Annotated in this window: 32 protein-coding genes, 1 tRNA gene, 1 pseudogene and 1 riboswitch; of the genes and pseudogenes, 11 read left to right on the forward strand and 23 right to left on the reverse strand. The window is 34.5% G+C overall.

The window, feature by feature from the left end; translation table 11 throughout:
- The first annotated feature begins 20 nt into the window (after nucleotides 1-20).
- From JCM15579_RS21490 to JCM15579_RS11870, 4 genes are all read left to right on the forward strand, one after another.
- The gene (locus JCM15579_RS21490) at nucleotides 21-1,277 is read left to right on the forward strand and encodes a (Fe-S)-binding protein (RefSeq protein WP_245625885.1); all 1,257 of its coding nucleotides are present in this window, start codon (nucleotides 21-23) and stop codon (nucleotides 1,275-1,277) included.
- Between the two features lie 224 nt (nucleotides 1,278-1,501).
- The gene (locus JCM15579_RS11860; protein ID WP_172677424.1) at nucleotides 1,502-3,205 is read left to right on the forward strand and encodes a sensor histidine kinase; all 1,704 of its coding nucleotides are present in this window, start codon (nucleotides 1,502-1,504) and stop codon (nucleotides 3,203-3,205) included.
- Nucleotides 3,195-3,959 carry a LytR/AlgR family response regulator transcription factor gene (locus JCM15579_RS11865; RefSeq protein ID WP_054720358.1) on the forward strand — a complete coding sequence of 255 codons (765 nt, stop codon included), beginning with the start codon at nucleotides 3,195-3,197 and terminating at the stop codon, nucleotides 3,957-3,959. The genes JCM15579_RS11860 and JCM15579_RS11865 overlap by 11 nt, the downstream gene beginning before the upstream one ends.
- A 233-nt stretch (nucleotides 3,960-4,192) precedes the next feature.
- Entirely contained in the window at nucleotides 4,193-5,437 is a 1,245-nt protein-coding gene (locus tag JCM15579_RS11870; protein ID WP_054720360.1) for a S41 family peptidase, read from the forward strand.
- A gap of 148 nt (nucleotides 5,438-5,585) precedes the next feature.
- Here the strand turns inward: JCM15579_RS11870 and JCM15579_RS20835 are convergent, their stop codons facing one another.
- From JCM15579_RS20835 to JCM15579_RS11910, 10 genes and pseudogenes are all read right to left on the reverse strand, one after another.
- Nucleotides 5,586-5,765, reverse strand: a complete 180-nt coding sequence (locus tag JCM15579_RS20835; RefSeq protein ID WP_218186152.1) for a cysteine hydrolase family protein — start codon at nucleotides 5,763-5,765, stop codon at nucleotides 5,586-5,588.
- Complete coding sequence (locus JCM15579_RS11875) at nucleotides 5,732-6,148, reverse strand: isochorismatase family protein (protein ID WP_218186153.1); 417 nt, start codon at nucleotides 6,146-6,148, stop codon at nucleotides 5,732-5,734. Before JCM15579_RS11875 ends, JCM15579_RS20835 begins: the two co-directional genes overlap by 34 nt.
- Nucleotides 6,132-6,809, reverse strand: coding sequence for a TenA family protein (locus JCM15579_RS11880; protein ID WP_054720362.1), 678 nt, complete (start codon nucleotides 6,807-6,809; stop codon nucleotides 6,132-6,134). Before JCM15579_RS11880 ends, JCM15579_RS11875 begins: the two co-directional genes overlap by 17 nt.
- Complete coding sequence (gene thiD, locus JCM15579_RS11885) at nucleotides 6,797-7,615, reverse strand: bifunctional hydroxymethylpyrimidine kinase/phosphomethylpyrimidine kinase (RefSeq protein WP_054720364.1); 819 nt, start codon at nucleotides 7,613-7,615, stop codon at nucleotides 6,797-6,799. The genes JCM15579_RS11880 and thiD overlap by 13 nt, the downstream gene beginning before the upstream one ends.
- Before the next feature lie 15 nt (nucleotides 7,616-7,630).
- Entirely contained in the window at nucleotides 7,631-8,278 is a 648-nt protein-coding gene (gene tenA / locus JCM15579_RS11890) for a thiaminase II (protein ID WP_054720366.1), read from the reverse strand.
- A complete protein-coding gene (gene thiE, locus JCM15579_RS11895; RefSeq protein ID WP_054720368.1) occupies nucleotides 8,275-8,928 on the reverse strand; it encodes a thiamine phosphate synthase in 654 nt (217 codons plus the stop codon). Before thiE ends, tenA begins: the two co-directional genes overlap by 4 nt.
- A pseudogene (gene thiM, locus JCM15579_RS22315) lies at nucleotides 8,925-9,721 on the reverse strand (hydroxyethylthiazole kinase). The gene thiE and the pseudogene thiM overlap by 4 nt, the downstream one beginning before the upstream one ends.
- A 97-nt stretch (nucleotides 9,722-9,818) precedes the next feature.
- Nucleotides 9,819-10,082, reverse strand: a complete 264-nt coding sequence (locus tag JCM15579_RS20840; RefSeq protein ID WP_218186154.1) for a hypothetical protein — start codon at nucleotides 10,080-10,082, stop codon at nucleotides 9,819-9,821.
- Complete coding sequence (locus JCM15579_RS20845) at nucleotides 10,067-10,519, reverse strand: class I SAM-dependent DNA methyltransferase (protein WP_218186155.1); 453 nt, start codon at nucleotides 10,517-10,519, stop codon at nucleotides 10,067-10,069. The genes JCM15579_RS20840 and JCM15579_RS20845 overlap by 16 nt, the downstream gene beginning before the upstream one ends.
- A gap of 94 nt (nucleotides 10,520-10,613) precedes the next feature.
- A riboswitch (TPP riboswitch) is annotated at nucleotides 10,614-10,713 on the reverse strand.
- Nucleotides 10,714-10,724: 11 nt separating this feature from the next.
- Nucleotides 10,725-11,090: a hypothetical protein gene (locus JCM15579_RS11910; RefSeq protein ID WP_157471450.1), complete on the reverse strand. Its 366-nt coding sequence runs from the start codon at nucleotides 11,088-11,090 to the stop codon at nucleotides 10,725-10,727.
- A gap of 220 nt (nucleotides 11,091-11,310) precedes the next feature.
- Here JCM15579_RS11910 and JCM15579_RS11915 point away from each other — a divergent pair, with 220 nt between their 5' ends.
- A complete protein-coding gene (locus JCM15579_RS11915) occupies nucleotides 11,311-11,721 on the forward strand; it encodes a hypothetical protein (RefSeq protein WP_054720372.1) in 411 nt (136 codons plus the stop codon).
- Nucleotides 11,722-11,727: 6 nt separating this feature from the next.
- Here JCM15579_RS11915 and JCM15579_RS11920 read toward each other — a convergent pair whose 3' ends face one another.
- Nucleotides 11,728-12,402: a hypothetical protein gene (locus tag JCM15579_RS11920; protein WP_054720374.1), complete on the reverse strand. Its 675-nt coding sequence runs from the start codon at nucleotides 12,400-12,402 to the stop codon at nucleotides 11,728-11,730.
- A gap of 184 nt (nucleotides 12,403-12,586) precedes the next feature.
- Here JCM15579_RS11920 and JCM15579_RS11925 point away from each other — a divergent pair, with 184 nt between their 5' ends.
- Nucleotides 12,587-12,970, forward strand: a complete 384-nt coding sequence (locus JCM15579_RS11925) for a C-GCAxxG-C-C family (seleno)protein (RefSeq protein WP_054720376.1) — start codon at nucleotides 12,587-12,589, stop codon at nucleotides 12,968-12,970.
- Nucleotides 12,967-13,368, forward strand: coding sequence for a (deoxy)nucleoside triphosphate pyrophosphohydrolase (locus JCM15579_RS11930; protein WP_054720378.1), 402 nt, complete (start codon nucleotides 12,967-12,969; stop codon nucleotides 13,366-13,368). Before JCM15579_RS11925 ends, JCM15579_RS11930 begins: the two co-directional genes overlap by 4 nt.
- On the opposite strand, the gene folK is transcribed toward JCM15579_RS11930, so the two are convergent.
- From folK to JCM15579_RS11945, 3 genes are read right to left on the reverse strand one after another with little or no spacing between them, the layout of a single operon-like run.
- Nucleotides 13,353-13,724 carry a 2-amino-4-hydroxy-6-hydroxymethyldihydropteridine diphosphokinase gene (folK, locus tag JCM15579_RS11935; RefSeq protein ID WP_054720380.1) on the reverse strand — a complete coding sequence of 124 codons (372 nt, stop codon included), beginning with the start codon at nucleotides 13,722-13,724 and terminating at the stop codon, nucleotides 13,353-13,355. The two genes, JCM15579_RS11930 and folK, sit on opposite strands and share 16 nt — an antisense overlap.
- Nucleotides 13,725-13,728: 4 nt before the next feature.
- On the reverse strand, nucleotides 13,729-14,091 hold the full coding sequence (gene folX, locus JCM15579_RS11940) for a dihydroneopterin triphosphate 2'-epimerase (protein WP_054720381.1): 363 nt from the start codon (nucleotides 14,089-14,091) through the stop codon (nucleotides 13,729-13,731).
- A gap of 9 nt (nucleotides 14,092-14,100) precedes the next feature.
- Nucleotides 14,101-14,823: an SDR family NAD(P)-dependent oxidoreductase gene (locus JCM15579_RS11945; protein ID WP_054720383.1), complete on the reverse strand. Its 723-nt coding sequence runs from the start codon at nucleotides 14,821-14,823 to the stop codon at nucleotides 14,101-14,103.
- 156 nt (nucleotides 14,824-14,979) lie between these two features.
- On the opposite strand from JCM15579_RS11945, the gene JCM15579_RS11950 reads away from it, so the two are divergent.
- Entirely contained in the window at nucleotides 14,980-15,639 is a 660-nt protein-coding gene (locus JCM15579_RS11950) for a B3/B4 domain-containing protein (RefSeq protein ID WP_054720386.1), read from the forward strand.
- A 76-nt stretch (nucleotides 15,640-15,715) separates the two neighbouring features.
- Here the strand turns inward: JCM15579_RS11950 and JCM15579_RS11955 are convergent, their stop codons facing one another.
- The 7 genes from JCM15579_RS11955 to JCM15579_RS11985 all read right to left on the reverse strand — a co-directional run bounded on the left by JCM15579_RS11955 (nucleotide 15,716) and on the right by JCM15579_RS11985 (nucleotide 21,904).
- Nucleotides 15,716-16,435, reverse strand: a complete 720-nt coding sequence (locus JCM15579_RS11955) for an energy transducer TonB (protein ID WP_054720388.1) — start codon at nucleotides 16,433-16,435, stop codon at nucleotides 15,716-15,718.
- Between the two features lie 190 nt (nucleotides 16,436-16,625).
- Nucleotides 16,626-17,330: an energy transducer TonB gene (locus tag JCM15579_RS11960; RefSeq protein WP_054720390.1), complete on the reverse strand. Its 705-nt coding sequence runs from the start codon at nucleotides 17,328-17,330 to the stop codon at nucleotides 16,626-16,628.
- Nucleotides 17,331-17,389: 59 nt separating this feature from the next.
- Entirely contained in the window at nucleotides 17,390-18,094 is a 705-nt protein-coding gene (locus JCM15579_RS11965) for an energy transducer TonB (protein ID WP_054720393.1), read from the reverse strand.
- A 100-nt stretch (nucleotides 18,095-18,194) separates the two neighbouring features.
- The gene (locus JCM15579_RS11970; RefSeq protein ID WP_054720395.1) at nucleotides 18,195-20,006 is read right to left on the reverse strand and encodes a TonB family protein; all 1,812 of its coding nucleotides are present in this window, start codon (nucleotides 20,004-20,006) and stop codon (nucleotides 18,195-18,197) included.
- 13 nt (nucleotides 20,007-20,019) lie between these two features.
- Complete coding sequence (locus JCM15579_RS11975; protein WP_054720396.1) at nucleotides 20,020-20,394, reverse strand: BlaI/MecI/CopY family transcriptional regulator; 375 nt, start codon at nucleotides 20,392-20,394, stop codon at nucleotides 20,020-20,022.
- A gap of 166 nt (nucleotides 20,395-20,560) precedes the next feature.
- Nucleotides 20,561-21,343, reverse strand: a complete 783-nt coding sequence (locus JCM15579_RS11980) for an amidohydrolase (protein WP_054720399.1) — start codon at nucleotides 21,341-21,343, stop codon at nucleotides 20,561-20,563.
- Nucleotides 21,344-21,355: 12 nt separating this feature from the next.
- Nucleotides 21,356-21,904 carry a 1-acyl-sn-glycerol-3-phosphate acyltransferase gene (locus JCM15579_RS11985; RefSeq protein WP_054720401.1) on the reverse strand — a complete coding sequence of 183 codons (549 nt, stop codon included), beginning with the start codon at nucleotides 21,902-21,904 and terminating at the stop codon, nucleotides 21,356-21,358.
- Nucleotides 21,905-22,086: 182 nt separating this feature from the next.
- Between JCM15579_RS11985 and JCM15579_RS11990 the strand changes: the two genes are divergently transcribed.
- Both JCM15579_RS11990 and JCM15579_RS11995 read left to right on the forward strand, forming a co-directional pair.
- Nucleotides 22,087-22,440 (forward strand): YitT family protein, encoded by a 354-nt coding sequence (locus JCM15579_RS11990; protein ID WP_054720403.1) that lies wholly within the window; start codon nucleotides 22,087-22,089, stop codon nucleotides 22,438-22,440.
- Between the two features lie 47 nt (nucleotides 22,441-22,487).
- Entirely contained in the window at nucleotides 22,488-23,096 is a 609-nt protein-coding gene (locus JCM15579_RS11995) for a YitT family protein (protein WP_245625888.1), read from the forward strand.
- A 9-nt stretch (nucleotides 23,097-23,105) separates the two neighbouring features.
- Here the strand turns inward: JCM15579_RS11995 and JCM15579_RS12000 are convergent, their stop codons facing one another.
- Both JCM15579_RS12000 and JCM15579_RS12005 read right to left on the reverse strand, forming a co-directional pair.
- Nucleotides 23,106-23,819 (reverse strand): RNA polymerase sigma factor, encoded by a 714-nt coding sequence (locus tag JCM15579_RS12000; RefSeq protein ID WP_054720407.1) that lies wholly within the window; start codon nucleotides 23,817-23,819, stop codon nucleotides 23,106-23,108.
- 128 nt (nucleotides 23,820-23,947) lie between these two features.
- Nucleotides 23,948-24,757 (reverse strand): SDR family oxidoreductase, encoded by an 810-nt coding sequence (locus tag JCM15579_RS12005; protein WP_054720412.1) that lies wholly within the window; start codon nucleotides 24,755-24,757, stop codon nucleotides 23,948-23,950.
- Between the two features lie 366 nt (nucleotides 24,758-25,123).
- On the opposite strand from JCM15579_RS12005, the gene JCM15579_RS12010 reads away from it, so the two are divergent.
- Nucleotides 25,124-25,195, forward strand: a tRNA-Lys gene (locus JCM15579_RS12010).
- Nucleotides 25,196-25,208 lie beyond the last annotated feature (13 nt).

The following is a 25,208-nucleotide window of genomic DNA, read 5'->3' on the forward strand; positions in this document are numbered from 1 at the left end:
ATTTTGATTTCTCGTCCGATATGGGAATTGTTCGTGCAACAGAGCGCTGCAATGGTTCTGGAGATTGCAGAAACACTCATTTAACGGGGAAAGCTTTGTGTCCAAGTTACCAGGCCAGTTTAGATGAAAAGCTAAGTACCCGAGCCAGGGCAAATCTTTTTAGAGAATTCATTAGCAATTCAGAACAGAGGAATCCATTCGATCATAAAGAATTGTACGACATTTTAGACTTGTGTCTTTCTTGCAAAGCCTGTAAATCTGAATGTCCTTCGAATGTAGACATGGCCAAGCTTAAAGCTGAATTTTTGCAACAGTATTACGATTCGAATCCTGTTCCTTTAAGAAGCAAACTGATTGCCAATATCAGTAGGATAAATAAATTGGGTAGCTATGCTCCTTCCCTTCTCAATTTTGTGAATCAGCATCCGGTAATTGGAAAAATGGTAAAACGGAATTTGGGATTTGCAGAAGAGAGAAGCATACCAAAGCTGCATAATACAACACTCAAAAAATGGCATTCCAATAATGGCAATATTGAATCAAAAAGAAAAGTTTATCTATTTGCCGATGAATTTACCGATTACAATGATACACCCATTGGAATCAAAACCATTGAGTTACTTCAAAAGCTTGGATATGATGTAATTATACCTAAACATGCAGAAAGTGGGAGAACTTATCTTTCTAAAGGATTGGTGAAAAAGGCCAAATTCCTTGCCATTAAAAATGTAAACCTCTTGCAAGATATCATTAGCGAAGAAACTCCTCTAATTGGGATAGAACCTTCAGCTATTCTTACCTTCAGAGATGAATATATCGATTTGGTTCCGGAAAACATGCGCGAATCAGCCAAGAAATTGGCAAGTCATGTATTCATGATTGAAGAATTTCTGCACAATGAAATGCAAAAAGGCAACATCACCCAAGATCAATTTACCACAGAAGCAAAAGAGATTAAATTCCATGCTCACTGCTATCAAAAATCACTGGCTTCTTCCCTACCAATTAAAGAGATTTTGAGTTTTCCTGTAAACTACTCCGCTGTGGAGATAAAATCAGGTTGTTGTGGTATGGCTGGCTCTTTTGGCTACGAAAAAGAGCATTACGATTTAAGCAAAAAGGTAGGCGAGTTAATTTTACTCCCGGAAGTTCGAAAAACACCACAATCTGTTTTAATTGCAGCTTCAGGCACTTCCTGTCGTCATCAGATTAAAGATGCGACTGAGCGTGAAGCACAGCATCCAGTTGAGATTTTGTGGGAGGCATTAAAAAAATAAGTACTTATTTACTTGTTATGATTTAACAACAAAAAATAATCTGTTTATCGGAATATTAACATACTTTATCCGATTTATCTTGTAGTTTTAAGCTTCTAAAGGCTTCTTTAATCTTGAAATCTTTAAAACAATAAACTATGAGGCAAATATTAGTAGTTCTATTTTTATTAAGCAACTTAGCTCCAGTTTTACTATTTGGGCAATCAAATAAAATTCACCCAAATATGGAACAAACATACTGGAACTTTATCCGTGCTAAAATTTTACCACCAAATGCCAAAGCTTATCGATTCGAAAAAGATATTCGCGTTCATCTTAAAGGGGGTTTTAACAAACAAGATTCTGTTTGTATTCAACAATTAATCGAAAAAGTAAAACCTCTTATCAATACTGTAAACATTGAACTCAATGATTCTCTCCCTAATATCACTTTATGGATAAGAAGTGGAACTGGAGCTAGAAAAATTCATAATTTTTATGGTCTACAAAAGTATGGAACCATTACATCTCAAGAGCATCAATTCTCATTTGATGATATGGAGCAAACTGTACGAAAACCATATTTAGAATATTATTTGATTAGTAGTTTAACTGCAAAGCAGCACAACCCACATGAAGATATAAGCATATCACAAAGTATATTTAATGAAGTTGATCCCGATAAAACAAGTTTTACTGAAGTAGATCAATTTTTGATACAAAAACTATATTCAAAAGATTTTTACAGTCAGTTTAAATCCAATTTTAATGGTTCGCTTATTGACTATTATTATTATCGGTTTGGAGATAGAATTCGCTTTGCCAGTGAAGCAATCGCAATTATACTAGGATTTGTTTCTCTGCTCTTACTCCTAAAATTCCATTTGATTAAAACCGAATCAAAAAATTGGAAAGAGTTTGTAAAACAAGGTTTTATGATCATCAATTGCATACTTTTCTTTTATCTGCTTTCCCAACGATTTACTGCATACAAATTCATTGCCTTGCCAGACATTCTAAAAATCGTTTTGCTAACACAAGTATTGTTATTTTTTGAATTGTTATTCATTTATCTAATCGAGAAAAGATTCAAAGTTCAAAAGATCTCAACCAAGCTCATCAAACAATCGGTGACAACATCCGTTTTTACCTATTTCTTCTTTATTGGATATTCTTATATTTTGCCTTTAAGTTTATCGTATAAAACTTTTTGGAATTGGGAATTGAGTTTTGAGCAAATGACAATTGTAATCATGGTAGTTTGCTTTAGGCTGATTTTTAACTTCACCAATTTTCAAAACATACAAGAAATCAGACTTCGAGATATGGAGTTGTCAAAATTGAAACTATTAAAAACCAAGGCTGAACTTCAATCATTACATTCAAGAATTAACCCGCATTTCTTATACAATTCATTAAACTCGATTGCAACACTTGCCCATATCAGCCCAGAAAAAACTGAAGATATGGCTCTTGAGCTATCTGATTTTTTTAGATATGCAATAAACCACAACAATCAGGATATAATTGAAATAAAAAAGGAGGTTGAAATCACTAGAACCTATTTGCAAATAGAAAAAGTACGTTTTGGCGAAAAATTAGATTTTCAGATTGATATAGATGAAGAAATTGAAACCAGTTTGGTTCCACGCTTTTTGATACAACCACTTATTGAGAACTCCATAAAACATGGTATTTCGAAAATTCAAGATAAAGGCAAAATCAAATTGGAAATCAAAAAGAAAGCTGATGAATTGACGATTAAAGTTCATGATAATGGTCCGGATTTCCCTGACACTCCAATTTCTGGTTATGGCCTAAGAAGTCTGTATGAAAAATTAGAAATTATTTACGAAAAATCAGCAAAAATCACATGGCAGAACCAGCCCAACAAACACATTTGCATAAGCCTGCCACTTTCACAAAAACCTTTATCACATGAAAACTAAATACAAATCAATCGTAATTGATGACGAACAACTGGCAAGACTGCGTTTGATCAACTTATTAGCTCCACATAATGACAGAGTTGAAATTATTGGAGAGGCAGGCAATGGCAAGCAGGCAATTGAAATGATTAACCAATTGAAACCTGATTTAATTTTCTTAGACATTCAAATGCCAGAAAAATCAGGTTTTGATATACTAAAGGAACTGCATCATCAACCTCTTGTGATTTTTTGTACTGCACACGATGAATATGCTCTTTTGGCTTTCGAAACTGCAAGCATTGACTACCTTTTAAAGCCAATAAAAAAAGAACGTTTGGAAAAAACCATTGCAAAACTAGGGCTCATCGAAAGGGAAAATAATTTAAGTAAACTGGAAGAAATTCTTGCAAAACAGTTCAGTACAATTACAAAAAAAAAGTTGAGCTCAATTCCAGTTAAGCTAGGAGATCGAGTAGCTTTTGTCGCCATTGAAGACATCACTCATTTTAAAGCTGAAGATAAATATGTCAGCATAAATAATAATGAAGGAAAGGAATTCATTATTGATCATAGTTTGAACTACCTTGAACAAAAGTTAGATGAAAATTTTTTACGTGTTCATAGATCCTGTATCGTAAATACCATGTATATAAAAGAAATAAAACGATACCTGGGAGGACGATATATTCTTCAACTTAATGATGTAAGGCAAACCAAAATCACAAGTGGAAAGAATTATCACGATAAAATTAAGAGTTTAATGAATTTCTAATTTATTCACCTTGCCTAAAGTGAATAAACAATAAAATAAATACATATGAAACAATTCATAATAACAACCTCCCTTCTTCTTGGTTCATTTATTGTCAAGCACAAGATCAAAACCACCTATCCGATTTTGATTTCGTTATCAACAAAATTAAGAATGACTACCCTGGATATTCTGATAAAGTAAATGACGAGAATATTCAAGAATTAAAAAAACTGGAAAAGAAAACAAGGAAAATGATGATCCAATATCCTGATTCTTGTTATAAATATTTGAAAGATTATACGGCTTGGTTTAAAGATTATCATTTACGGGTATCTAAAATTAGAAATTCAAGTAAAAGAGAATCTTACAATAGAAAATATGCAGAATTCAATTTGGATTCATTGCAGAAAACACCCAAAGCAATTGAAGGAATTTGGATTGGATATCGAGGAAGTTTTGCTGTAAAAAAAGAGCTTCATAAATACACTGCCATTTCAATAGATCTGCGTGGTTATGAGAAAAATCAAATTATTTTTGAGGCTATTGAAAAAAAGAACAACGAATTTGATTTAACCACATACCGAAATAACAGAGGTTTTAAACCTCGCCAAGAAGAAGCATCCTTATTATTAAACAATTCGGTTCTTGAAGTTCACAATGATACCAGGTTTGTCAGAAAAACTGCAAATAAGAAAGCCGATATGGCATTTTTGCGATCATACATCCCTAAACATCCAAATGGTTTAAATACATATCCAGTAGCTCTGAGTCTAAACGATAGTACTTTTTATTTGAGAGTCCCTGGTTTTTATACGAATACTGCCAATGATTTAGTAGAAAAACATTGGAATGAAATTACTAAAAGACCTAATTTAATCGTTGATATTAGAAACAATGGTGGAGGTCAAGACAATTATTATAGAAAATTAGCAGAATTGATTTACACCAATCCATATGAAAGTAAAGGTGTCGAATGGTATTCCACAAAAGGAATTATTGAAGATTGGGAAGACGCAATAAAGAAAGGTCATATAAAAAAAGGCGGTGAGGAATGGGCTAATGTTCTGCTAAAAAAAATGAAAGAAAAGGTTGGTGGATTTGTAATCCAGCCTTTTCACGAAGGTGACACTAAAATTGAACGCGATACGGTTTATAGTTATCCTAAAAATGTAGGCATAATAATAAATAGCGGAAATGCATCCTCAGCAGAACAATTTCTTTTAACTGCCAAGAACAGTTCAAAAGTCATTTTGTTTGGAAATGAAAATACAGCTGGAGTTTTAGATTATTCCAATATAACGCCAAAAGAATTACCCTCAGGAAAATACAAACTATGGTTGCCAGCTACACGTTCAAGAAGATTACCTGATCATCCAATTGATAATATTGGAATTGCACCAGATATTCATATCCCATTGGAACCAACATTACAATTATTTGACAGACTTGATGATTGGGTGTATTTTGTAAAGGACTATTTAGAATATAAAGAATAAAAGTTGATGATATTTTACAATACCCTGTATAAGTCGATAACATGCCCCTGTAAAGGTAGTTCCCTTGACCATGTATAGGTAATTACATTGTCTATGTAAAGGTAGTTACATGATCTATGCAAACGTAGTTGCTTTTATACTAAAAATTTTAAAGCAATTTCATTAGATCTGAAGTTTGAATTACCATTGCAAACTCCTCATGCAAACTGGCCAATGCAGTATCATGAATCAGCTGAGCAGGATATTTTTCTCCATTCACTCCTATTTTATCGAAGGTGGCAAGCGCATCTTCGATTAAATAGGTTTCGAAGCCAAAGTTCCCAGCCATTCTGCTTGTGTAGAAATACAATGATCAGTAGTTAGACCAACAATCACCAATTTTGTGATCCCTTTTTCATCGAGTTGCTCTTTCAAATCAGTTCCAATGAAGGCAGAATTTACATTCTTCTGAATGATGGGCTCATTCTCAATTGGTTTTGTCAATTCCATGAACTCATTACCAGGCATATTGGGTTCCAAAGGTGAACCTTGGGTAGTAGAACAATGCTGAATATGGTATAACGGCAATCCTTTATCGCGCCAGACTTTTAGAATTTTTGAGGCATTCAGCTCTGCATCCGGATTGTTTCTTCCTCCACCCCAATACTCAATATCTTCAAATCCTTTTTGAAGATCGATTAATAACAATGCTGTTTTATGGTCTATTTTCATACTTCACGATTAAGTTTAAAGCAATATCGTAAGATTCTTCGTAAACAGCTAATTCATGTTTACAGGCTTCAACAAAAGCTTCTTTTACTTGCACTTTATGTTCTGATTCAACAGAATTGCTCTCAACTATTTCGATAAATTTTTGAGTGTAATATTGGTACTCATCACCAGTATAGGTATCGATAAATTTCTGATAAGGATTACTGCTAACATTCTTTTGAATAATGGTATTTGCAACAGCACCATAAACCCAAAAACAAGGTAATAATGCAGCATAAGCTACTTCTATAGGTGAGTTCTGTGCATGACTCAACAAGAAATTGGAATAATCGGCAAAAGCCTTTGACTGAACTCTTGCCTCTTGCAGATTAAAATGCTTTAAATATTCATCCCTTAACACAAACTCAACCTCTAATCCATCTTTTTCAAGCCTTTTAAAGAAATCTCTATTCGTATCATTTTGACTTCTTGCTGCTACCATTCCAAGCGCTTCGGCATCCTTTTTCAAATATAGAATATCCTGAGTAAGATAATGAGAGAAACTCTCTTTGCTTAAAGTACCTGCCGCCAGTTCGGTAACAAAGCGACAGGAAATTAATTGTTGATATAAAGGGAAAGCAGCTTCCCAAAGTTCTTTTGTAAAAGTGCCTACTGCTTGCATGTTTCCAAAAAATGGTAAAAATGATTTACAGGTCCGTGCCCTTCTCCTATTTCGTAATCTGCTCCGGCAATTATTGCATTATTGATGTAATCTTTGGCATTTTTAGCAGATTCCTGAAGATCACACCCCTGCGACAGAAAAGCAGCAAATGCTGATGACATGGTGCACCCTGTACCATGAGTATTTTTTGTTATCAATCGATTCGACTTCATCTCTACACATTCCTGCTTTTCAAAATCGTAAAATACATCAATCAACTCATCTTCATTCAAATGCCCAGCTTTAAGCAATACCGAAACCTCGTATTGATTCGCCAACTCAGCAGCACATTCAAACACATCTTCCTGTGTTGGGATTTGTCTTCCCAGAAGAATTTCTGCTTCAGGAATATTGGGCGTGATCACTTTCACCATTGGTATCAGCACCTTTTTTAATGTTGTAATGGCCTCATCCAACAACAACTTATCACCCGAGGTTGCCAACATTACGGGGTCGAGAACCACATTTTTGATTTGATATTTTTTCAGAGCATCGGCTACAACATGAATGGTTTCCGAAGAATGCAACATTCCTATTTTTATGGCATCAGCACCAATATCACTCAAAACCGCATCTATTTGCTCTGCTAATATCTGATTGGGAATTGCATGCACATTGCTCACGCCCACAGTATTTTGTACTGTTATTGCAGTGATAGCAGTGGCTGCATACGATCCACATGCCGAAATGGCTTTAATATCAGCCTGTATTCCTGCTCCACCGCCAGAATCACTTCCTGCAATGCTTAGTACTCTATTATATTTCATTTTTTAACATTTATTTTAAACAGGCCATGTTTCCTTTTTATAGGCACTATCCCAAAACATCCACTCCATTTTAGATGCTTTAACAAAAGCATTCCACATTCGCTTTCTCTTCTCTATGGAAGTATGCACAGCCAGATGATCACAAATTTTTATTGCTTTTTCAACCGCAATCGCAAACTCTTCACCTCCGTAGGTATCTATCCAATTTTGGTATGGATTGTCTTTTCGATCCTGATTTTTCAGAATATAATCTCCCACTTTTTTGTAAATCCAAAAACAAGGCAAGACAGCTGCTGCGGCTTCTTCAACCGAGGCGGTAGCCAATTGCTTATGAATAAAAGAGGTGTAAAGCAGACAAGAAGGTGATACGCTACCATTCTGTCTTTTATCTTTTAAATAAAACTGATGCAATGCTTGCTCAACCGCAACGGTATCACTGGCAAAGTTTAAAAAGTCTTTTCTTTGCTCCGAATCTTCCAGTTTAACAGCAATTCCAGCCAACACTTTACCAAACTCTGCCAAATAAAGTGAATCCTGAGTCAAATAAAATTTAAATTTTTCTTTGTCCAGTTCACCACTCATCAGTTCAATTATAAAAGGATGCTCTAGTATTTGTGTATAAATTCCTTCAATTCTTCTCCAGGCTTCTTCTGACCATTTCATGAATCAATTGCTTTTAGTGATAAACTCTTGTTAACGATTTCCTTCAGTTCTTTTGCTGCATTGCGCGGATCTTCTGCACAAACAATCGCCGAAACAACAGCAATTCCATCGGCTCCAGCCTTAATAATATCTGCTGTATTTGCCGAATTGATACCACCAATAGCCACAGCTGGATGCTTGGAAAAACTCATAATCTCCTCCACTCCACCTAGTTCCAATGGCTTGGCAATATCATTTTTGGTTTGAGTAGAAAATACTGGCGATAAACCAATGTAATCAACATCTAGCTGGTTTGCTTGCTTTGCCTGTTCAATATTCTCCACCGATAGTCCAATAATTTTTTTCGCCCCTAAAATCTTACGTGCTACATCAAAAGGTAAATCACTCTGACCAATGTGCAAACCATCTGCATCCACTGCCAAAGCAATATCTAGTCTATCATTTATAATTAGAGGTACTTTATATGGCTCCAGAATCTTCTTAATTGCACAAGCCTGATTGTAAAATTCTCTGGTAGAAGAATTCTTATCGCGAATTTGAACCATAGAAACACCTCCTTTTATTGCCTTTTCAACAATATCTTCAAGGGCTTTCCCATTGGCCAGTTCTTTATCTGTTACCAGATATAAACTTAAATCTTCCCTTATCATTCTACCGTACAAAATGCTTGTTCAATTTCAACTTTGCTTAGATTATACAAACAGTCCAAGAAATTCATTTGCAAGCTTCCAGGTCCATTAGATTTCGCTGTTGCCAATTCTCCAGTTATTCCCATTACAGTCATTCCGTTAACAGCTGCTTCGAACATATCACTATTGGTTGCAACAAAAGCTCCTAATATGGCAGTTGCCGTACATCCCATTCCTGTTACCTTTTCCATCATCGAAGTTCCAAAGGCAACATTTTCAACTCGATTACCATCTGTGATATAGTCTACTTCTCCACTAACTACCACAATACATTCGTGCAATTGAGCCAAATATTTGCAGAATCGATTGCTGAACTCGTAGATTCAACACTATCAACCCCCTTGGTTTTCATTTCCTGATTTACCAAAGCCATTATTTCAGATGCATTTCCTCTGATAATTTCTGGATTGCAATTGTTAATAATTCTCGTGGCTATTTCATTGCGGTAAGGTGTAGCGCCCGCACCTACAGGATCAAATACAATTGGAATTTTACTTTCATTAGCTCTCAATCCAGCAATAATCATTGATTCAACCCATTCCTTTGATAAAGTTCCCATGTTTAGAACCAATGCCGAAGCAATGCCAACCATGTCCTTCACTTCTTCCTGAGCATGTGCCATCACAGGCGAAGCCCCAATGGCAAGAAGTGCATTTGCGGTATTATTCATCACCACATAATTGGTAATGTTGTGCACCAAAGGAGAACTTTTTCTGATTGCTTCCAGGTTTTCTACAATTACTTTGTGATTCATTTGTTTAATAATTTTAGGTTAGATAGAAGCCTCAAGATTAAAATAATCATTGTATTGAGTCTTTAATAGTTATTTTAATCATGCTCGTTTCATCTTTCTATTTTTTAACAGCACAAATCGCAACATAATCACCACAATCATATCCTTCAATTGGTTCTTCGGCCACCTGATTCGAATACAGAGGATGCTTTGTTAGTGTTTGTGCAAATTGAAGATCCTTAAAGTTAGCATTTTTAATCATTTCTATTTTCTCCAAAGTCGTTCTCCACTTGGCAACTTTTACCAATTCTATTGGATATGGATCCCTGGGATGAACTCCTCCTAATAATTCATGCTCCCAAGTACCTACTGATTTGGCCAAATTGTAAAGAACCCCATACGAACTTTCTTTGGTACATCAATCATTACAATTTTACCTCCTGGACGTAGCGCTTCATAAGCTTTATCAACAGCCTTTTGTAAATCAGTAATATAGCTTGGTGTACCATTAAATAGAATCGTATCGAATTTCTCCTCTCCCAATTCCATTTCCTCGGCAGTAGTAATTTCAACATTTAAGCCTCGCTCTTTGGCAAGAGCAGCCATTCCTTCTGATGGTTCAATTCCATTTTTAATGCTTATGCCAAATTCTTTGTCCAAAATGGTTTCGAATAGTCCACTTCCACATCCTACCGAGAATACATCTCCTGCATTTTCTAAGAAATGTGCCACTAATTTTACTTCCGAATAAAGAACATTTTCGTTTTCTAAAAACCATGCATCATAATCCGATGCATATTGATTAAATTTTGATCCCATTTTATGCTTTTGTTTTAAGTATTGTGCACAACAGTAGGAAACAAAAAAACCGCTCCACGAAAGTGAAACGGTTATATCTATATGGTAATAATTTATATCAGACAAATCGTTTCCCTACGCTACTATTATGCAGATCAGGTAAAAGGGTAAAATCTCAGCCTGAATAAATGATTCAAGCACCCCTAACGTGTTGACAAAGGTAAAATTATTTCATGAAATCTCTTGTATTTGTATAATAACCCGGAATAAAATATTTGGCTGGATCCTGGGCTATTCGTTCGTGATATCGAACACTTTCATAAATTGCTTCTGTCAGATGTAAGGCAACTCCAATTATCTCCTGTCCAACAGTAAACGATTCTTTCTGGTAGTTTAAATTACCCAAATTTGACTTATCAAACTCCTTAAAACACTCTATTATAATCTCTTCCTTTTTTACATCAAAATTAAAAGGAGCTTTTTGTTCTTTATATTCTTGCCACTTGCTTAAATAATCCTCATCATTTAATACTTGTGTAAAACCTGAAAGAGAAACCAATACAAATGCCAATAAACAAACTGTCGTTTTCATATTCATATCAATTATTATGACTTAAATATACATTTATCATATCATCTAAACAAATTTGATATTCAACAATAGAATTAATTAAAAGTCAAACATATTATGCTATTATATTTTTTAAAACTATCACATAACAATAAGTAGGATGTAATTTTGTATTTTGTAAATTTGGAGAAAAGAACTTTGCCCCAATTTAGGTTCATCGGTTAAAATTTAAATAAGAAAAATGTATCAAAGAGACTATGTTTTAAGAATGATTGAGATGATTGGTGAATTGATCGCTCTAATTTTAGGTTTATTGAAAAAAAAGAACACAAAAAAAGCATCTCAGATTCTTGAGAATGCATATCGTGATTTTCTTAAAGAAGATGCTTCTTTCTTTAGGAGTTTGCCAAAAGATAAACTTACCAACAGTTTATTGCAAGAACACAACTATACCGATGAACATTTGCAGGTGTTAGCAGAATTATTTTATGCTGAAGCTGAAATACAGAATGCTAAAGAACAAAAAACACTTGCAAACGAATATTATGAGAAATCTTTAATTATATTTCGTTTTGTAGCCGAAAATTCTACCAACTTCTCACTTGGTTTGCAGCAAAAAATAAACTTACTACAGAAAAAGTTGGATATCTAAAAACGATCAGGATTTATAAAAAGTTTCCTCCAAAGGTTTCAAATGGATTGATTTTTCATCTTTTTGGAATTCCATAATTTGATACTTATTGTGAAATTCACTCCTTAAAGTCTCATCAATTAATTGATACTCTAAATATGTTTTTGATTTATAATAATGAATAATTGGCACCAATTCTTTAATTGAGTCATTTCTTACATGGATAATTCCATAATATTGGGATATCGAATCTTCCTGTACACTAAAATCAATTAGACTAAAGACACGATTGGTAAGATTAATTTTTTTATAACCAGATAACTGCCTAGTCTCAAAATGTTTATCGATATCACCAGCATTCCTGCCAAATTTATAAAATGCTCTAACCCTATGTTTTTCTGGTTGCAATTTTGAAATTTCAAGAGAAATCAGGTTTCCAATTTTTTGTCTTGATTGTCCCCCTTTTAAAGTATAGGAACCATCATACCAGTTATTATCCACGCTATAAAAATATCTTACTGTCTGTTTCCAATTAACCTGTCCACCAAAAGAAACGGTATGTATTTTTGTATCATAGATCACCGCATCCTGCTTACATGTTTCATCCCCAAAAAAGATTGGAAATTTAAAACCATTCCATGCATAAAAAGCAATAAGAGAAAGAAATACAATTCCAAAAGCCCATGGATTAATTTTATTCATACGACTAAAGATTTAACTACACTTAAACTATAATTCAAATTACATATTAAACATTGTTAAATATAATATTTTTTCTTGATTATTATATAAACATGATAAATTTCATGTTCTAAAAGACCTAATTTAATTGGTGTTTGATCTTGGAAACCGCTACATTTGTTGATAACCAACTTGAACCTTTGTAATGAGTTTTTTCCATAAGAGAACAAAAGCAGATGCCGCTTTAAAATATTTTCATAAACCTCCGGGATATTACAATTGTGCACAAGCAATATTTAAAGCATTTCAGGAGGAATACCAAATCACAAACAATCAAATCGTTGAGCTTGCCAAATATGGTAATGGTAAAGCACCCAATGGATACTGTGGAGCCTACTATGCTGCTTTGGAACTGATTAAAGATAATCCTGATTTAAAAGAGGAGTTCACCAGAAGATTTCAAGAAAAATCAGATTATTTGACTTGCTTCGATATCAGGTTTAATTACTCAATGTCATGCAAAAACCTGGTAAAACTGGCTGCCAATTTGCTGGACGAAATTCATTCTGAACAAAAGGATTCAGAATGAAACCCATTCAGGTAACTGCAGCAATTATCCAAAAAGGTGATTTTATTTTGGTAGCACAAAGAAATCACCACGATGATTTAGGATTGAAATGGGAATTTCCTGGTGGAAAAATCGAAGCAAACGAAACTGCTGAAGCATGCATGGTGCGTGAACTTCATGAAGAATTTGGCATTCAATCAAGAGTAACAGGCTTTCTGGGCGAGAACACTCACAATTATGGCAGTAAAATCGTTTGCCTAAAAGCATTTTTTGTTGAACATGTATCTGGCGAATTTCAAAAAATAGTACACCAAAATATCAAGTGGGTACATTTCAATGAATTAGAAAACCTAGATTGGGCTCCGGCCGATATCAAGTTGGTAGATTTACTTCTTCAGCATTTTCAATCAAGCAATTGATTTACCGAATCACGCAAAAAATCTCTAGTATGGTAATCTTCATCTATGATTTCTCCATTCCACACTACAATATCAAGATCAATCACTCTTGGACCAAATTTGGGTAAACTTCTGTCGCGCCCCATCCTATCCTCAAGTCGTTTTAAGTAATTTCGAAACTCATCGATATCATGTTGTGTTTCAATTTTAACTGCTCCATTAATAAAATCATCCTGATCGGTAATGCCAATTGGAGCAGTTCTAATCCAAGACGAGTGCTTTCCCACCCTATGATCTTTTGCGAGCAAACATAACATCCTTTTGATATTTTCATTAGGATTTATATTTGATCCTATTCCAATAATACACGAGTTCATATTTTTATAAATTAGATATTCGGTTCGCTTCAAGTTCTATAGATACAGATTCAGCAAATCGCAACGCATGTGGCTTATCCACTTCAACTTTTGCCCACTCCACATTGGGATTTTTCATGATCAAATCTAGAACCTGCTGAGTCAAGTTTTCAAGCATTTTAAATTTGCCTTCCTGTACCAAAGCAATTACCTTTTTCGTAATCACCTTGTAATTGTACGAGTTGTCAACATCATCATTCTTAATGGCCTTACTAACATCGGCTTTAATGCTCATGTTAATTACCACATCCTGTTTGTTTCTTAGTTCTTCAGGATTAAATCCAATGTATGTTCTAATCAGTAAATTTTTAACGCGAATAATTGCCATAATCTAATTTTATAAGAGTTGTTCTCCTCCATCGCAGTACAATATCTGCCCGGTTAAGTTTTCGTTTTCCAAAATGTAATCTATCGATTGAAGAATTGGCCGTAGTCCACCAGGTACTTTCATCGGAGTTTTATTGGCCAAATTCTTTAAATATTCCTCTCCTTTTCCCTTAGGAGGTAATGTCGCACCTGGAGCAATTCCATTTACTCGTATGTTTGGACCACATTCCAATGCCATCATTTTTGTAAGATGTGCTAATCCTACTTTAGAAATGCTATAAGCTGCATGAGAGTTTGAATATCCTGAAATTCTCGTATCCAAAAAATTAATAACTAATCCCTTATTGTTATTTAAAACAAAATCTCGTGACAGAATGAATGGAGCTTTTAAATTCACATCCATCTGTAGGTTCAAAAGTTTTACATCTGTTTCGCGAATTACTCCAGGATCAAAAACCGAAGCATTATTTACCAGTACATCCAATCGCTTGAAGTACTTCATCACCCTATCAATCAATTGTTCTAATTCTAACTCATCGCTTAAGTCACATTGAAATATTTTGAATTTTTGTAATGGATAAATATTGATCAATTTTGCCTGTAATTCGAGGGCTTCTTTTTTAGATAAGTTATAGTGCAATGCAATATTATATCCTTTAGCTGCCAAATGTTCGGCCACTTCTTTTCCAATTCTTTTTATTGCTCCGGTTATTAGGACATTTTTCTTTGTCATTTCAGATGATTTTATCGCTTTCCATTAAAATTAAAAAATATTCAATCGCCAAAAAAATTTATGATAAGATAATTTAAAGATTCACAGAAAATATCATTTTATAATTCCTATTTTTGATCGTTGGATTTAACCATTCTGAAATTTAATAGGTAAAAGATGATAAATATTAGAATTGAGGAGGAACTTAAAAGTATATGGCCTGATCTTAAACTAGGAGTTATTCAATGTGATGTTGAAACACTTGAGAATTGTCCAGAACTTTGGAAAGAAATCAATGAGTTCATTGAGAGAAAGGAAAAGGAATTGGATTCTGAAAAAATAAGACAACTACCTAGTGTAAAAAGCACAAAATTAGGCTATCGAAAAATTGGGAAAGATCCAAGCAGATATAGACCGTCTGCCGAGTCTTTACTAAGAAGAGTTGCAAGTGGCAAAGGATTATACAAAATTAACAATGTTGTAGATCTTCTAAATCTAGTTTCGATTAGCAGTGGGTTTTCTATTGGTGGTTACAATGCAGAGAAAATAAATGGTGAGGTTCAGTTAGGAATTGGCAAGAAAAATGAACCCTATAAAGGAATAGGACGTGGAGAATTAAATATTGAATTCTTACCCATTTTCAGAGATGAATTAGGAGCCTTTGGAAGTCCTACCAGCGATTCTAATCGTACAGCCATCACCAAGAACTGTACACAATTTTTAATGATCATTTTAAGCTTTCAGGGAGATATTGATTTGCAAAAAGCAATGAACTTTGCTGTTTCATTACTACAAAAACATGCAAAAGCAAACAATATTGAAACTCAAATCATCTAAATTAAAAAGTCCGCACATCAAATGCGGACTTCCATTTCAAGTCTGTGTAGTAATTTCACCTCTTACTAAGGTTAGTTTATTGTAATACAAATTTAATTACCGATGTATAAGATACGTTTACAGGTTTACCTCGCTGTTTTCCAGGTGAAAATTTTGGCAAATTCTTTATTACCCGAATTGCCTCTTGATCTAAAGAAGGATCCACACCTCGCAATACTTCCACATCATAAATGCCTCCATCTTTACCTACTATAAATTTTACAAATACTCTACCGGTAATTCCATTTTCCTGAGCCAATACAGGATACCTTAGGCTCTTATAAATGTGTCGATAAAGTTCTGCATCTCCCTCCTTTTGGGTTTTACAGATATCTGGGCGGAAGATTGGCATTTCTTCAACAATCACAAAAATCTGAGCTTCATCCTCTTCCTCTTCTTCCGCAACAACTTCTCTAATAGGCTGAATATCCACTTCTGTTTCCTGATTGATTTCTTCCTCGACAATTTCTAATTCTTCTTCCAGTTCAACATCATCATCAACAATGGTAATAACATCCGCAATTTTGATTTTAGGAGGTAGTTTGGGTGGAGCCTTTATTTCTTCCTGTCTGGTAATCGGAACCATTTCCTCATCAACTGTAAATTCGACTTCCGAAGTAAATTGGGTAGCTTGTTTTACATTGGATCTCCATTCAAATGAAACAAAGGTTACAGCCAGAGCCACGACCATCCCAATTTCAAAGAATAAGGATTTCCGTTTTTCCAAATCAACATTTGGATTCTTTTTAGGAATCATAGCTGTTCATTTTTATGGTAACAAATTATAATCAACAACAGGTGCATTTATAGCATAATTCCCACTGGAATCATTCCAAAATACTAACCTCATGAGAGGATGAGTTCAAAGAACGTTTTATTTATTATATAGTACGAATTTTAATCTTTATTGTTTCGGCAATACAGGTGTTTGCATTTTGATTTTCAGCTTATTGCAATTTAAAATTCACAAAAGCAGAATAATAAACTGCAACAGGTTTTAATCGTTGCATACCAGGCTTAAATTTTGGCAAGCTTTTTAACACTCTAATCACCTCATTGTCAAGCAATGGATCAACTGATCTTGTAATTTGAATATCAGAAATCTCACCTGTTTTGGTCACTACAAATCTTACAAATACTCTTCCCTGAATACATGATTCTTGTGCAGCAACAGGATATCTAACGGAGGATCGCAAAGTCTTAAAAAGATCCATATTACCCTCTTTGTAATTCTCATTTTTATCAGGATTAAAAACTGGCATATGTTCCACAACTGCAAACGGTGTTTCTTCAACAAATTCTTCAGGAACTTCCTCAATCACTGTTAATGGTACCTCATCATTAGGATCACCAAATGTATCCTCAGGCTCAAAATCAATTCCGTCTTCTTCATTATCCACTAATAAGGGCGCAAGCAATTCTATCTTTTTAACTTTTGGCGGCTCATTAGGTTTTTCAGGCTCACGATAGGTAATTGGTATCAACATATCCATATCATCCAATACCTCGAGAACAACATCTTTAGGTTCGTCAAATGGAACCTCATATTCGAAAGCAGTTAAAACCAATGCAAAACTGAAAATTAATCCAAACTGCAAAAACATGATTCTTTTCTTCTCCAAATTATATTTAGCATTCTTCTTCTCTTTCATAGCTCTTAGAATTAAAGGTTCAATAACAACTAATTTCTTAGTTAATATCTATAAAAAAATTATTGCAGCACAAACGAAATATATCCGCTAAACCAAACACTTACAGGTTTATTTCTTTGCATACCGGGTTTAAACTTAGGCAAGTTACTAACCACTCTAATGGCTTCTTCATCCAATGATGAATCAACTGAACGAACCACTTTAATGTTAGCAATTTCACCAGTTTTGGTAACAACAAATCTTACAAACACTTTTCCTTGTATGCCATTTTCCTGCGCAATTGTTGGGTAACGAGCCATTTTTTGCATGGTAATGAATAAATCACGTTGTCCCTGTTCGTAGGTTTTGTTCTTTCTGGGATTAAAAACTGGCATCTGTTCTACTTTCACAAATGGCGTATCTTCATCAACTTCCTCTTCATCTTCATTTACAGCAACAATAGCAAATTCATCATCTTCTGATAAGTCTGCATCCTCAATCTCAAGATCTTCAATTTCTTCGTCATCATCTGCCAATAAAAGTTCTGCCAACTCCATCAGCTTTACTTTTGGCTGCTCTTTAGGTTTTGGTTTATCCTGAACAGTAATCGGAATAATCTCGTCCATTTCTTCAAGGACGTCCATGGTTAATTCCTCGGTTTTAGAAACTGGTGTTTTGTACTCGAAAGCGGCTAAAACAATTAAAAAACTAAGTAAAAAACCGATTTGTAAGAACATTCCTCTTTTCTTTTCTAAATCGTAGCGGGGATTCTTTTTTACTTCCATAACATTGAATTTTGGTTAGACAATAAATTGGTTTTGTGTTTATTCCTAAGAAATTAGTCATTAGAACTAATTTCTTAGTTAATATACGTAAAAAATTTTATTATTTCAAAGCAAAACGAATAGGAATTGTATAACTCACCTTAACTTTTCTTCCTTGTTGCTCTCCAGGAATCCAGTAAGGCATACTATTTATAACACGAAGAGCCTCTTCATTTAACTCCACATTAGCACCTTTAATAATTTTTGCATCCGAAACACTACCATCTTTATTCACATTGAACTTCACATACACTTTTCCTTCGTAACCTTGCTCAGCAGCTAGGATCGGATATTTTAAATTTCTAGCAACCCACGTTCTTAAGCTTCCATTTCCACCTGGGAATTCTGGCATTTTCTCAACAACAGTATATTCTTGATTATAATTTTCCAATTTCGCTAAATTATCAGTATGATAATCCGAAGCATTTTTAAGTCTTGCAAGAACTGGTTTTCTAATCACTATTGGTTGTTCAAGTACAAAGTCTTTCAATTTAAAATCAATTGGTAATGTATAAGCAACATTTACCAAGTTGCCCTTGTGCTTGCCTGGTGTCCAATTAGGTAATCCCTTTACCACTCTCAATGCTTCCTTATCGAGTTCAGGGGAAACTCCTTTATTCACATATACATTTTTAACTTCCCCTGATTTTCCAACAACAAAACTTATAAATACTTTTCCTTCTGTTTTGTTCTTCTCTGCTGCCTTAGGGTATCTCATTTCATTGGCGATATATTTCTTCAGTACATTTATACCTCCAGGATATTCAGGCATTTCATCGGCAATTCTATAAATCTGATTCGGACTTACTTCTTCCTTATACTTTAAGGCTGAAATACCATTTACAGCAGATCCATGAACGAAATTCAATTCATCATCGTAATTAGAATATTGTCTATCTGAAAAAGAATAGAATTGCTTTAATCCATCAGGAATAAATTCATTAAAAGAAAAATCCTGGGAAAGTTTTTCCTTTTCTTCTATCGTAAAAGCAAAGGCAGATAGCAATACCAAAACAATTGGAAGCAACAATAAAAGTTTAACCAACGCAATCTTTGGAGTTTTAATTTTGCCTAACATCGAAATTCTTTTTTTCAATGTTGATTGACCAAAATTGTTTGCCAATCGAAATAAATCGCCTCCTGCAAATTGATTGACAATATGCATTTTGTATTCGTTCGGATTAACCGAACCATTTACCACCTTATCATCAGCCAAATACTCGTGTACTTCCTGAATGGAACTCTTGTACATCCAAACAAATGGATTAATCCAAAACACTACCGTAAGTACTTCCAATACCAAAAGATCAAAGGTGTGCAACTGATCAACATGCACTCTTTCATGTGCCAATATTGATGCAAATCCTGGCTTTTTATAATCCTTATTGCTAATGAAAATGGCGTTTAAGAAAGAGAATGGCGGATAATCATCCTTCATTACTACCAACTGAACTCCATTCTCACGAATTCGATTATTCGTTCTGGTCCAAATAAACAATTGAATTAGGTTTTTGGCAAAGCGAAGCGTCAGTAGTAATAATCCAATCAGGTAAATAAATCCAATATATTGATACCAATTAATATGATTATCAGCAGTTACAACAACTTCCTGCAACATATTCGCACTCAAATATTGCTGAGAAGTCAGTACTACTGCATCAAGCATTGCATAATCAGATGTTACGGGATTTGTTTCTACCTGAAAAGGTATTTTAAGAGATGGAATTAGTAACGAGGCGGCCAAGGTCAGCATCAAGAACACACGGTTGATCCTGAAAAAGGTATCCCTTTTCAGAAACAACCAATACAAGGCATAAAAGAATGCCATGCAAATTGCTGATTGTAAAAAATATAGAATTACACCTGTTACCATTCACCGATAAATTTTAAGAGCTTTGCTTTTTAATTTGCTCTTCAACCATTCTTTTAACCTCTTCCAACTCCGATAAGCTAACTTGTTCTTCCTTTGCGAAGAAGGATACCATATCTCGGTAGGAATTCGAGAAATAATTTCTTACAAATCCTTTCATGAATTTGCGAGTGTATTCTTTTTTGGTAATTAATGGGTGATATCTATGACTTTTACCGAATGCAACATGCCCAACAAATCCTTTTTTCTCAAGGATTCGAACGATTGTTGAAACTGTATTGTAAGCTGGTTTTGGCTCAGGAATGCGCTCAATTACTTCCTTTACAAAGGCACTTTCAAGTTCCCAAAGGATCTGCATCACCTGTTCTTCAGCCCTGGTCAATTCTTTCATTATTATTTGTATTATTTAAAGTGGGACAATTTGTTTTTGTTTATTAAATCTGATTTTTTGACTTCTGACTTAAATATAGAACTATATTCTTAGTTTTCCAATCTTGATGAATAAAAATCATCAATAAAATCAATAAGCTACTGAATAGCTTGATGTAATCATATTATTACTTGTTTATTTGAAATGAATCTGCATCAAGATGCACAGGAAATTTGGTCCTAAAATCATTCAATTGACTCAAACTTATGCTGTAAGTTTGAATGTTTGTTTTATGATCTTCACATTTTGCCAGAAGCTTTCCTTTAGCATCGAAAAGGGATGAATCTCCTGAGTATGATAAATTCATACCATCTTCCCCTACCCGATTCACACCTATCACATAACTTTGATTTTCAATTGCTCTTGCTTTCAACAGGGTATTCCAAACCTCTCTTCGGGCTTGAGGCCAGTTGGCAACATACAGCAATAAATCATATTCATCAATTCCTCGACTCCAAACCGGAAAGCGCAAATCGTAACAAACCAATGGACAAATTCGCCATTTACCAATCGTAAAAATCACACGCTCATTTCCTGCCTTAAAATGCATTTGTTCTTCTCCCATCCGAAACAAATGTCTTTTATCGTAATAGGCTAAAACTCCTTCAGCATTTACAACATATAACCTGTTGTAATATTCCGAATTTTCTTCAACAATAATACTTCCCAGTATTACAGCCAGAAGCTGCGAGGCCCATTTCTGCATCCAATTAATTGTTATCTCCGCAAATGGCGCTACCTTATCTTTATCCTTCATTAAAAATCCAGAGGTAAACATCTCGGGTAAGACGATTAAATCACTTTCCTCTTCAATTTTTCCAAGTAGTTCAGAAAAATGATTCAAATTGGCTTCTACATCTCCCCAAATCAAATCGGATTGAACCAAGCTAACTTTTAACAGATCGGACATAACAAACAAAATTTACAAGCCAGTAGAAAATCTTTCAGGATGTTTTGGCTTTGAGTTTATATAATTGCTCTTGATAATTTTCATATCCTCCTCAACATTTCCTGTTGGATAAAAAGGCTCTCCGCAAGTTAAGGTTTTATCCTCATAATTGATTTCTGCCAAATAAATGGGAACATTTGCTTTTAAAGCGATAAAATAAAATCCTTTCTTCCAATCCGTTCTCAAACTCCTGCTACCTTCTGGTGCTATTGAAATATATAGGGACTCCCTTTTCGAAAACTCTTCGGCCAATTGATCTGTCATATTCCCTTTTTTCGATCGATCAACCGGAATTACCCCCCACGACTTTAAAAGATATTTTAATGGAAAAACATAGAGTTCTTTCTTCATTAAAATCGTAGTTTTTACATTGTGCGACAGAAAGGCCAGCTTTCCCCAAACAAAGTCCCAATTGGAAGTATGAGGAACTGCAATGATTACAGCTTTTTTTACTTCTGGAATATCACCAATATATTTCCAGCCGAACATTCTCATGATCAGCCTACTTATACTTGCTCTCATAATTTTGTATTGAATCTAATGCAAAGCAATCAATTCTTTGTCTGTAAAACAACCTTTCTTCAAAGAAAATCTCTGAAAATAGCGCAGATTGGGAAAAGTATTCCCCTAAAAATTCTTTATTTTTGCATAATCTTATTATTCTTACAATTAAATTAAAGCTTACACACTAAAACATATTCACTTTGGCTTTTATACAAAAAGACGCAATTTTCTCAGGAAAATGGTTTTATAATTACTCACTGGTTATTGCCGGGGCATTTATCATGGCTGCTGGCTTTGTATTTTTTATTGTTCCTCACGATTTGGTTCCAGGTAGTATTTATGGAATTGGTATCGTAATCAACAAACTGACTCAAGGATTATTTCCTCAAGGATTGTTTGGTACATTAAATCCTGATGATTACACCGGATTCTTCTCGAGTATCCTGTATCATTTTATGGATTATTCAAACGATTTGTTCCGAAAGTTTGGAGGAGGAATCCCAGTTGGAATAACAAGTTTGGCGATAAATATTCCTTTAAGCTTATTGGGATAAAAGTTTTAGGTCCTCGATTTGGCGTAAAAACCATTCTGTCTTTTGTACTGTGTGCTTTGTTTTTAGATACAATTACAGCTTGGTGGGGCGTAATTCCTTTGGTTGATGATGTACTGCTTTCCTGTATTTTCGGAGGTATTTTTATTGGATTTGGTTTAGGTTTAATTCTAAAAGCCAGAGCTACTTCGGCAGGTTCGGATATTTTGGCAATGATGGTTGCAAAATTTGCTAAAACACCTCTTGGGCAAACTGTTATTTATATCGATTTTCTAATTGTTTTAAGTTGTTTGTACATCCAGCTTGATTGGCAAATTCCATTGTATTCGCTGGTAGTGCTATTTATTATAGGTAAGGTTACCGATATTACCTTGCAAGGATCATCCTACGAAAAAGCTTTATTTATTGTATCAGATCAATACGAAGAGATCAAAAACAAGGTAATTGGGGATATGAACAGAGGTGGCACCTTCTTAAAAGGAACCGGAATGTATGATGGAAGTGAAAAAAATATGATTTTTATGGTGGTAAATCGCCGTGAATTATCGATGCTTCAGGATTACATCCACTCAATCGATCCTGAAGCCTTTGTAACGGTAATGGAAACCAACGAAATTCTAGGAAAAGGTTTCAAATCCCTAAACGACAAATCTGTATAATTAGGTTGGTTACTTTTTAAATTTCGCTACAATCTTACCCCATTTGGTAGTTTGTAGCTCTTTAATTTTATGCGATAGATTCTCAGAATCAGCAATCGGAATTTCGGCATTTCCAATTTTTAAAAACATGCGGAACAATTCCCGATCTGTTTCCGGAATTTCCGATAAATCCATTCGAGAGACATATAAACGAAGCTGCTCCTCCTCTTCTATGCTTGTGCTTCCTGCATAGTATTTGGTAAGCAATTCATGACAAGAAGATTCTTTTAGAATGCCTTCGGGATCAACCTGTAAGCGAATTAATTTTCGAGCTTCGGCCAACATGGATTGTATATTATTTATTCCAAGTCCAACAATTTTTGATATGTCATCAATACTCATTCTTAACAAAGAACGCAAACAAAAGATCTCAGCCTGAATGGGAGCCAATTCTTCCAATAACCTACAAAAACGTATCAGCATTGGATTAACTTCGTCATTTTGACTTAGCACTCCTCCCGATGCACTTTTACTAGTCACTTCTTTTTTTGCCAAATCTCTGGCGATTTTAAAAACAGGAGTCAAATCAGAATGAGATAGCACTTTCCTTTTATGCCAGCACTCCTCGAATGTTTTTCCAACGATTTGAATGGTTTGTTCAGAATTCTTAAGAATACAAAATACATAGTAATATATCTTGTTCGCATTGGAAAAGATAAAAGTATTGAAGTGAGATTTATCCATTAGTCAAGTAGTAGTAGATGTATCGAATAATACCAGATTTTAAAAAGTAAATTATACTTGCAAGTCCTGTAAATGTTACAAAATGCAAGAAAAAAGCGAGTATTTAAACTCGCTTCAAATTACGTTTTTTATTTCAAAGGTGAATTAGGTTCTTTGGCCATATGATTATAGGTTAATTTCTCTAACAGGCTCGGGAACCATTTCTTCAACCATACTGTTAGCTTACCCTCCATAAAAGTCATAATCAACTCTCTTTTTCGCTTTACAACTGCATTGGCAATTAAACGAGCACATTCTTCGGCACTCATCATCTTGCTTTCGTCACGTGGAGTTTCACCCTGCGATGAACCATCTGCAGTTAATGCCACATTTCTTACATTCGAAGCTGTAAACCCTGGAGCCGCTACCAAAACATGAACTCCCGTTTTTAGGTTTTCAACCCTTAAGGTATCCAGGAATCCACGAATTGCATATTTCGATGCCGAATATCCGGTACGTGCTGGCAAGCCAATATATCCAGCAATTGAAATTACACCCACAACCGAACCTTTTGCTTTGGTAATATAAGGCATGGCATACTTTGTACAATATACAGTACCCCAAAAGTTCACATCCATCAATTGTTTGATCACAGACAATTCCAAATCTGCAAACATCGCTCTCATCGAAATTCCTGCATTGTTAATCAATACATCAATCGCACCGAATCTTTCAACGGTTTTGTCAATTAAATTCTTACAATCCTCCTCAATGCTAACATCGGTTTTTATCGACAATACTTCATTTCCTTTGGCAAGAATCTCCTCTTCTACTTCTTTTAATTTTTCAACATTTCTTGCTGCAAGCACAATTTTTGATCCACGAGAAGCAAACTCGAAAGCCAATGCTTTTCCAATACCAGATGATGCTCCGGTAATCACTACGATTTTATCATTCATAAGGAAGATTTATTTTGCAATTTTTGTGTCCATTTGCATGAACTTAGATAATGAATCACAAAATTAGAATTATTTTTTACGCTTTTTAGGAGCTTCTTCAATTTTTTGAAATTAAAAAGAAGACCAAATTCTGCTCATTTTTTCACCAAAAAAGGCCATTATCATAAGCAGACAAAGCCGTTTTTTAAATTTTGTATTTTTTTTTCAATTTCTTTTCGGTTTTATATCAATTTACGAACCAAGGATATAAATTAAATCGTGCTGGTTTCTGTGGTTAAAATCCTGCAAATTCCGTAAAATTGAGTTTGCGATTTAAATTTAATCGCTCTATATTTGCATCGCTTTTGAAAACAAAGGCTACACAATGATTCCTTAGCTCAGCTGGTAGAGCACAACACTTTTAATGTTGGGGTCCTGGGTTCGAACCCAGAGGGATCACTTAAAGACAAGC

Source organism: Marinifilum fragile JCM 15579 (assembly GCF_001310955.1).
Classification (GTDB): domain Bacteria; phylum Bacteroidota; class Bacteroidia; order Bacteroidales; family Marinifilaceae; genus Marinifilum; species Marinifilum fragile.

Coding starts and splice junctions, on each gene's coding strand:
- JCM15579_RS21490 (WP_245625885.1), top strand. CDS start 21: ATGGGAATTGTTCGTGCAACAGAGCGCTGCAATGGTTCTGGAGATTGC.
- JCM15579_RS11860 (WP_172677424.1), top strand. CDS start 1,502: ATGGAACAAACATACTGGAACTTTATCCGTGCTAAAATTTTACCACCA.
- JCM15579_RS11865 (WP_054720358.1), top strand. CDS start 3,195: ATGAAAACTAAATACAAATCAATCGTAATTGATGACGAACAACTGGCA.
- JCM15579_RS11870 (WP_054720360.1), top strand. CDS start 4,193: ATGATGATCCAATATCCTGATTCTTGTTATAAATATTTGAAAGATTAT.
- JCM15579_RS20835 (WP_218186152.1), bottom strand. CDS start 5,765: ATGGCTGGGAACTTTGGCTTCGAAACCTATTTAATCGAAGATGCGCTT.
- JCM15579_RS11875 (WP_218186153.1), bottom strand. CDS start 6,148: ATGAAAATAGACCATAAAACAGCATTGTTATTAATCGATCTTCAAAAA.
- JCM15579_RS11880 (WP_054720362.1), bottom strand. CDS start 6,809: ATGCAAGCAGTAGGCACTTTTACAAAAGAACTTTGGGAAGCTGCTTTC.
- thiD (WP_054720364.1), bottom strand. CDS start 7,615: ATGAAATATAATAGAGTACTAAGCATTGCAGGAAGTGATTCTGGCGGT.
- tenA (WP_054720366.1), bottom strand. CDS start 8,278: ATGAAATGGTCAGAAGAAGCCTGGAGAAGAATTGAAGGAATTTATACA.
- thiE (WP_054720368.1), bottom strand. CDS start 8,928: ATGATAAGGGAAGATTTAAGTTTATATCTGGTAACAGATAAAGAACTG.
- JCM15579_RS20845 (WP_218186155.1), bottom strand. CDS start 10,519: ATGGGATCAAAATTTAATCAATATGCATCGGATTATGATGCATGGTTT.
- JCM15579_RS11910 (WP_157471450.1), bottom strand. CDS start 11,090: ATGAAAACGACAGTTTGTTTATTGGCATTTGTATTGGTTTCTCTTTCA.
- JCM15579_RS11915 (WP_054720372.1), top strand. CDS start 11,311: ATGTATCAAAGAGACTATGTTTTAAGAATGATTGAGATGATTGGTGAA.
- JCM15579_RS11920 (WP_054720374.1), bottom strand. CDS start 12,402: ATGAATAAAATTAATCCATGGGCTTTTGGAATTGTATTTCTTTCTCTT.
- JCM15579_RS11925 (WP_054720376.1), top strand. CDS start 12,587: ATGAGTTTTTTCCATAAGAGAACAAAAGCAGATGCCGCTTTAAAATAT.
- JCM15579_RS11930 (WP_054720378.1), top strand. CDS start 12,967: ATGAAACCCATTCAGGTAACTGCAGCAATTATCCAAAAAGGTGATTTT.
- folK (WP_054720380.1), bottom strand. CDS start 13,724: ATGAACTCGTGTATTATTGGAATAGGATCAAATATAAATCCTAATGAA.
- folX (WP_054720381.1), bottom strand. CDS start 14,091: ATGGCAATTATTCGCGTTAAAAATTTACTGATTAGAACATACATTGGA.
- JCM15579_RS11945 (WP_054720383.1), bottom strand. CDS start 14,823: ATGACAAAGAAAAATGTCCTAATAACCGGAGCAATAAAAAGAATTGGA.
- JCM15579_RS11950 (WP_054720386.1), top strand. CDS start 14,980: ATGATAAATATTAGAATTGAGGAGGAACTTAAAAGTATATGGCCTGAT.
- JCM15579_RS11955 (WP_054720388.1), bottom strand. CDS start 16,435: ATGATTCCTAAAAAGAATCCAAATGTTGATTTGGAAAAACGGAAATCC.
- JCM15579_RS11960 (WP_054720390.1), bottom strand. CDS start 17,330: ATGAAAGAGAAGAAGAATGCTAAATATAATTTGGAGAAGAAAAGAATC.
- JCM15579_RS11965 (WP_054720393.1), bottom strand. CDS start 18,094: ATGGAAGTAAAAAAGAATCCCCGCTACGATTTAGAAAAGAAAAGAGGA.
- JCM15579_RS11970 (WP_054720395.1), bottom strand. CDS start 20,006: ATGGTAACAGGTGTAATTCTATATTTTTTACAATCAGCAATTTGCATG.
- JCM15579_RS11975 (WP_054720396.1), bottom strand. CDS start 20,394: ATGAAAGAATTGACCAGGGCTGAAGAACAGGTGATGCAGATCCTTTGG.
- JCM15579_RS11980 (WP_054720399.1), bottom strand. CDS start 21,343: ATGTCCGATCTGTTAAAAGTTAGCTTGGTTCAATCCGATTTGATTTGG.
- JCM15579_RS11985 (WP_054720401.1), bottom strand. CDS start 21,904: ATGAGAGCAAGTATAAGTAGGCTGATCATGAGAATGTTCGGCTGGAAA.
- JCM15579_RS12000 (WP_054720407.1), bottom strand. CDS start 23,819: ATGGATAAATCTCACTTCAATACTTTTATCTTTTCCAATGCGAACAAG.
- JCM15579_RS12005 (WP_054720412.1), bottom strand. CDS start 24,757: ATGAATGATAAAATCGTAGTGATTACCGGAGCATCATCTGGTATTGGA.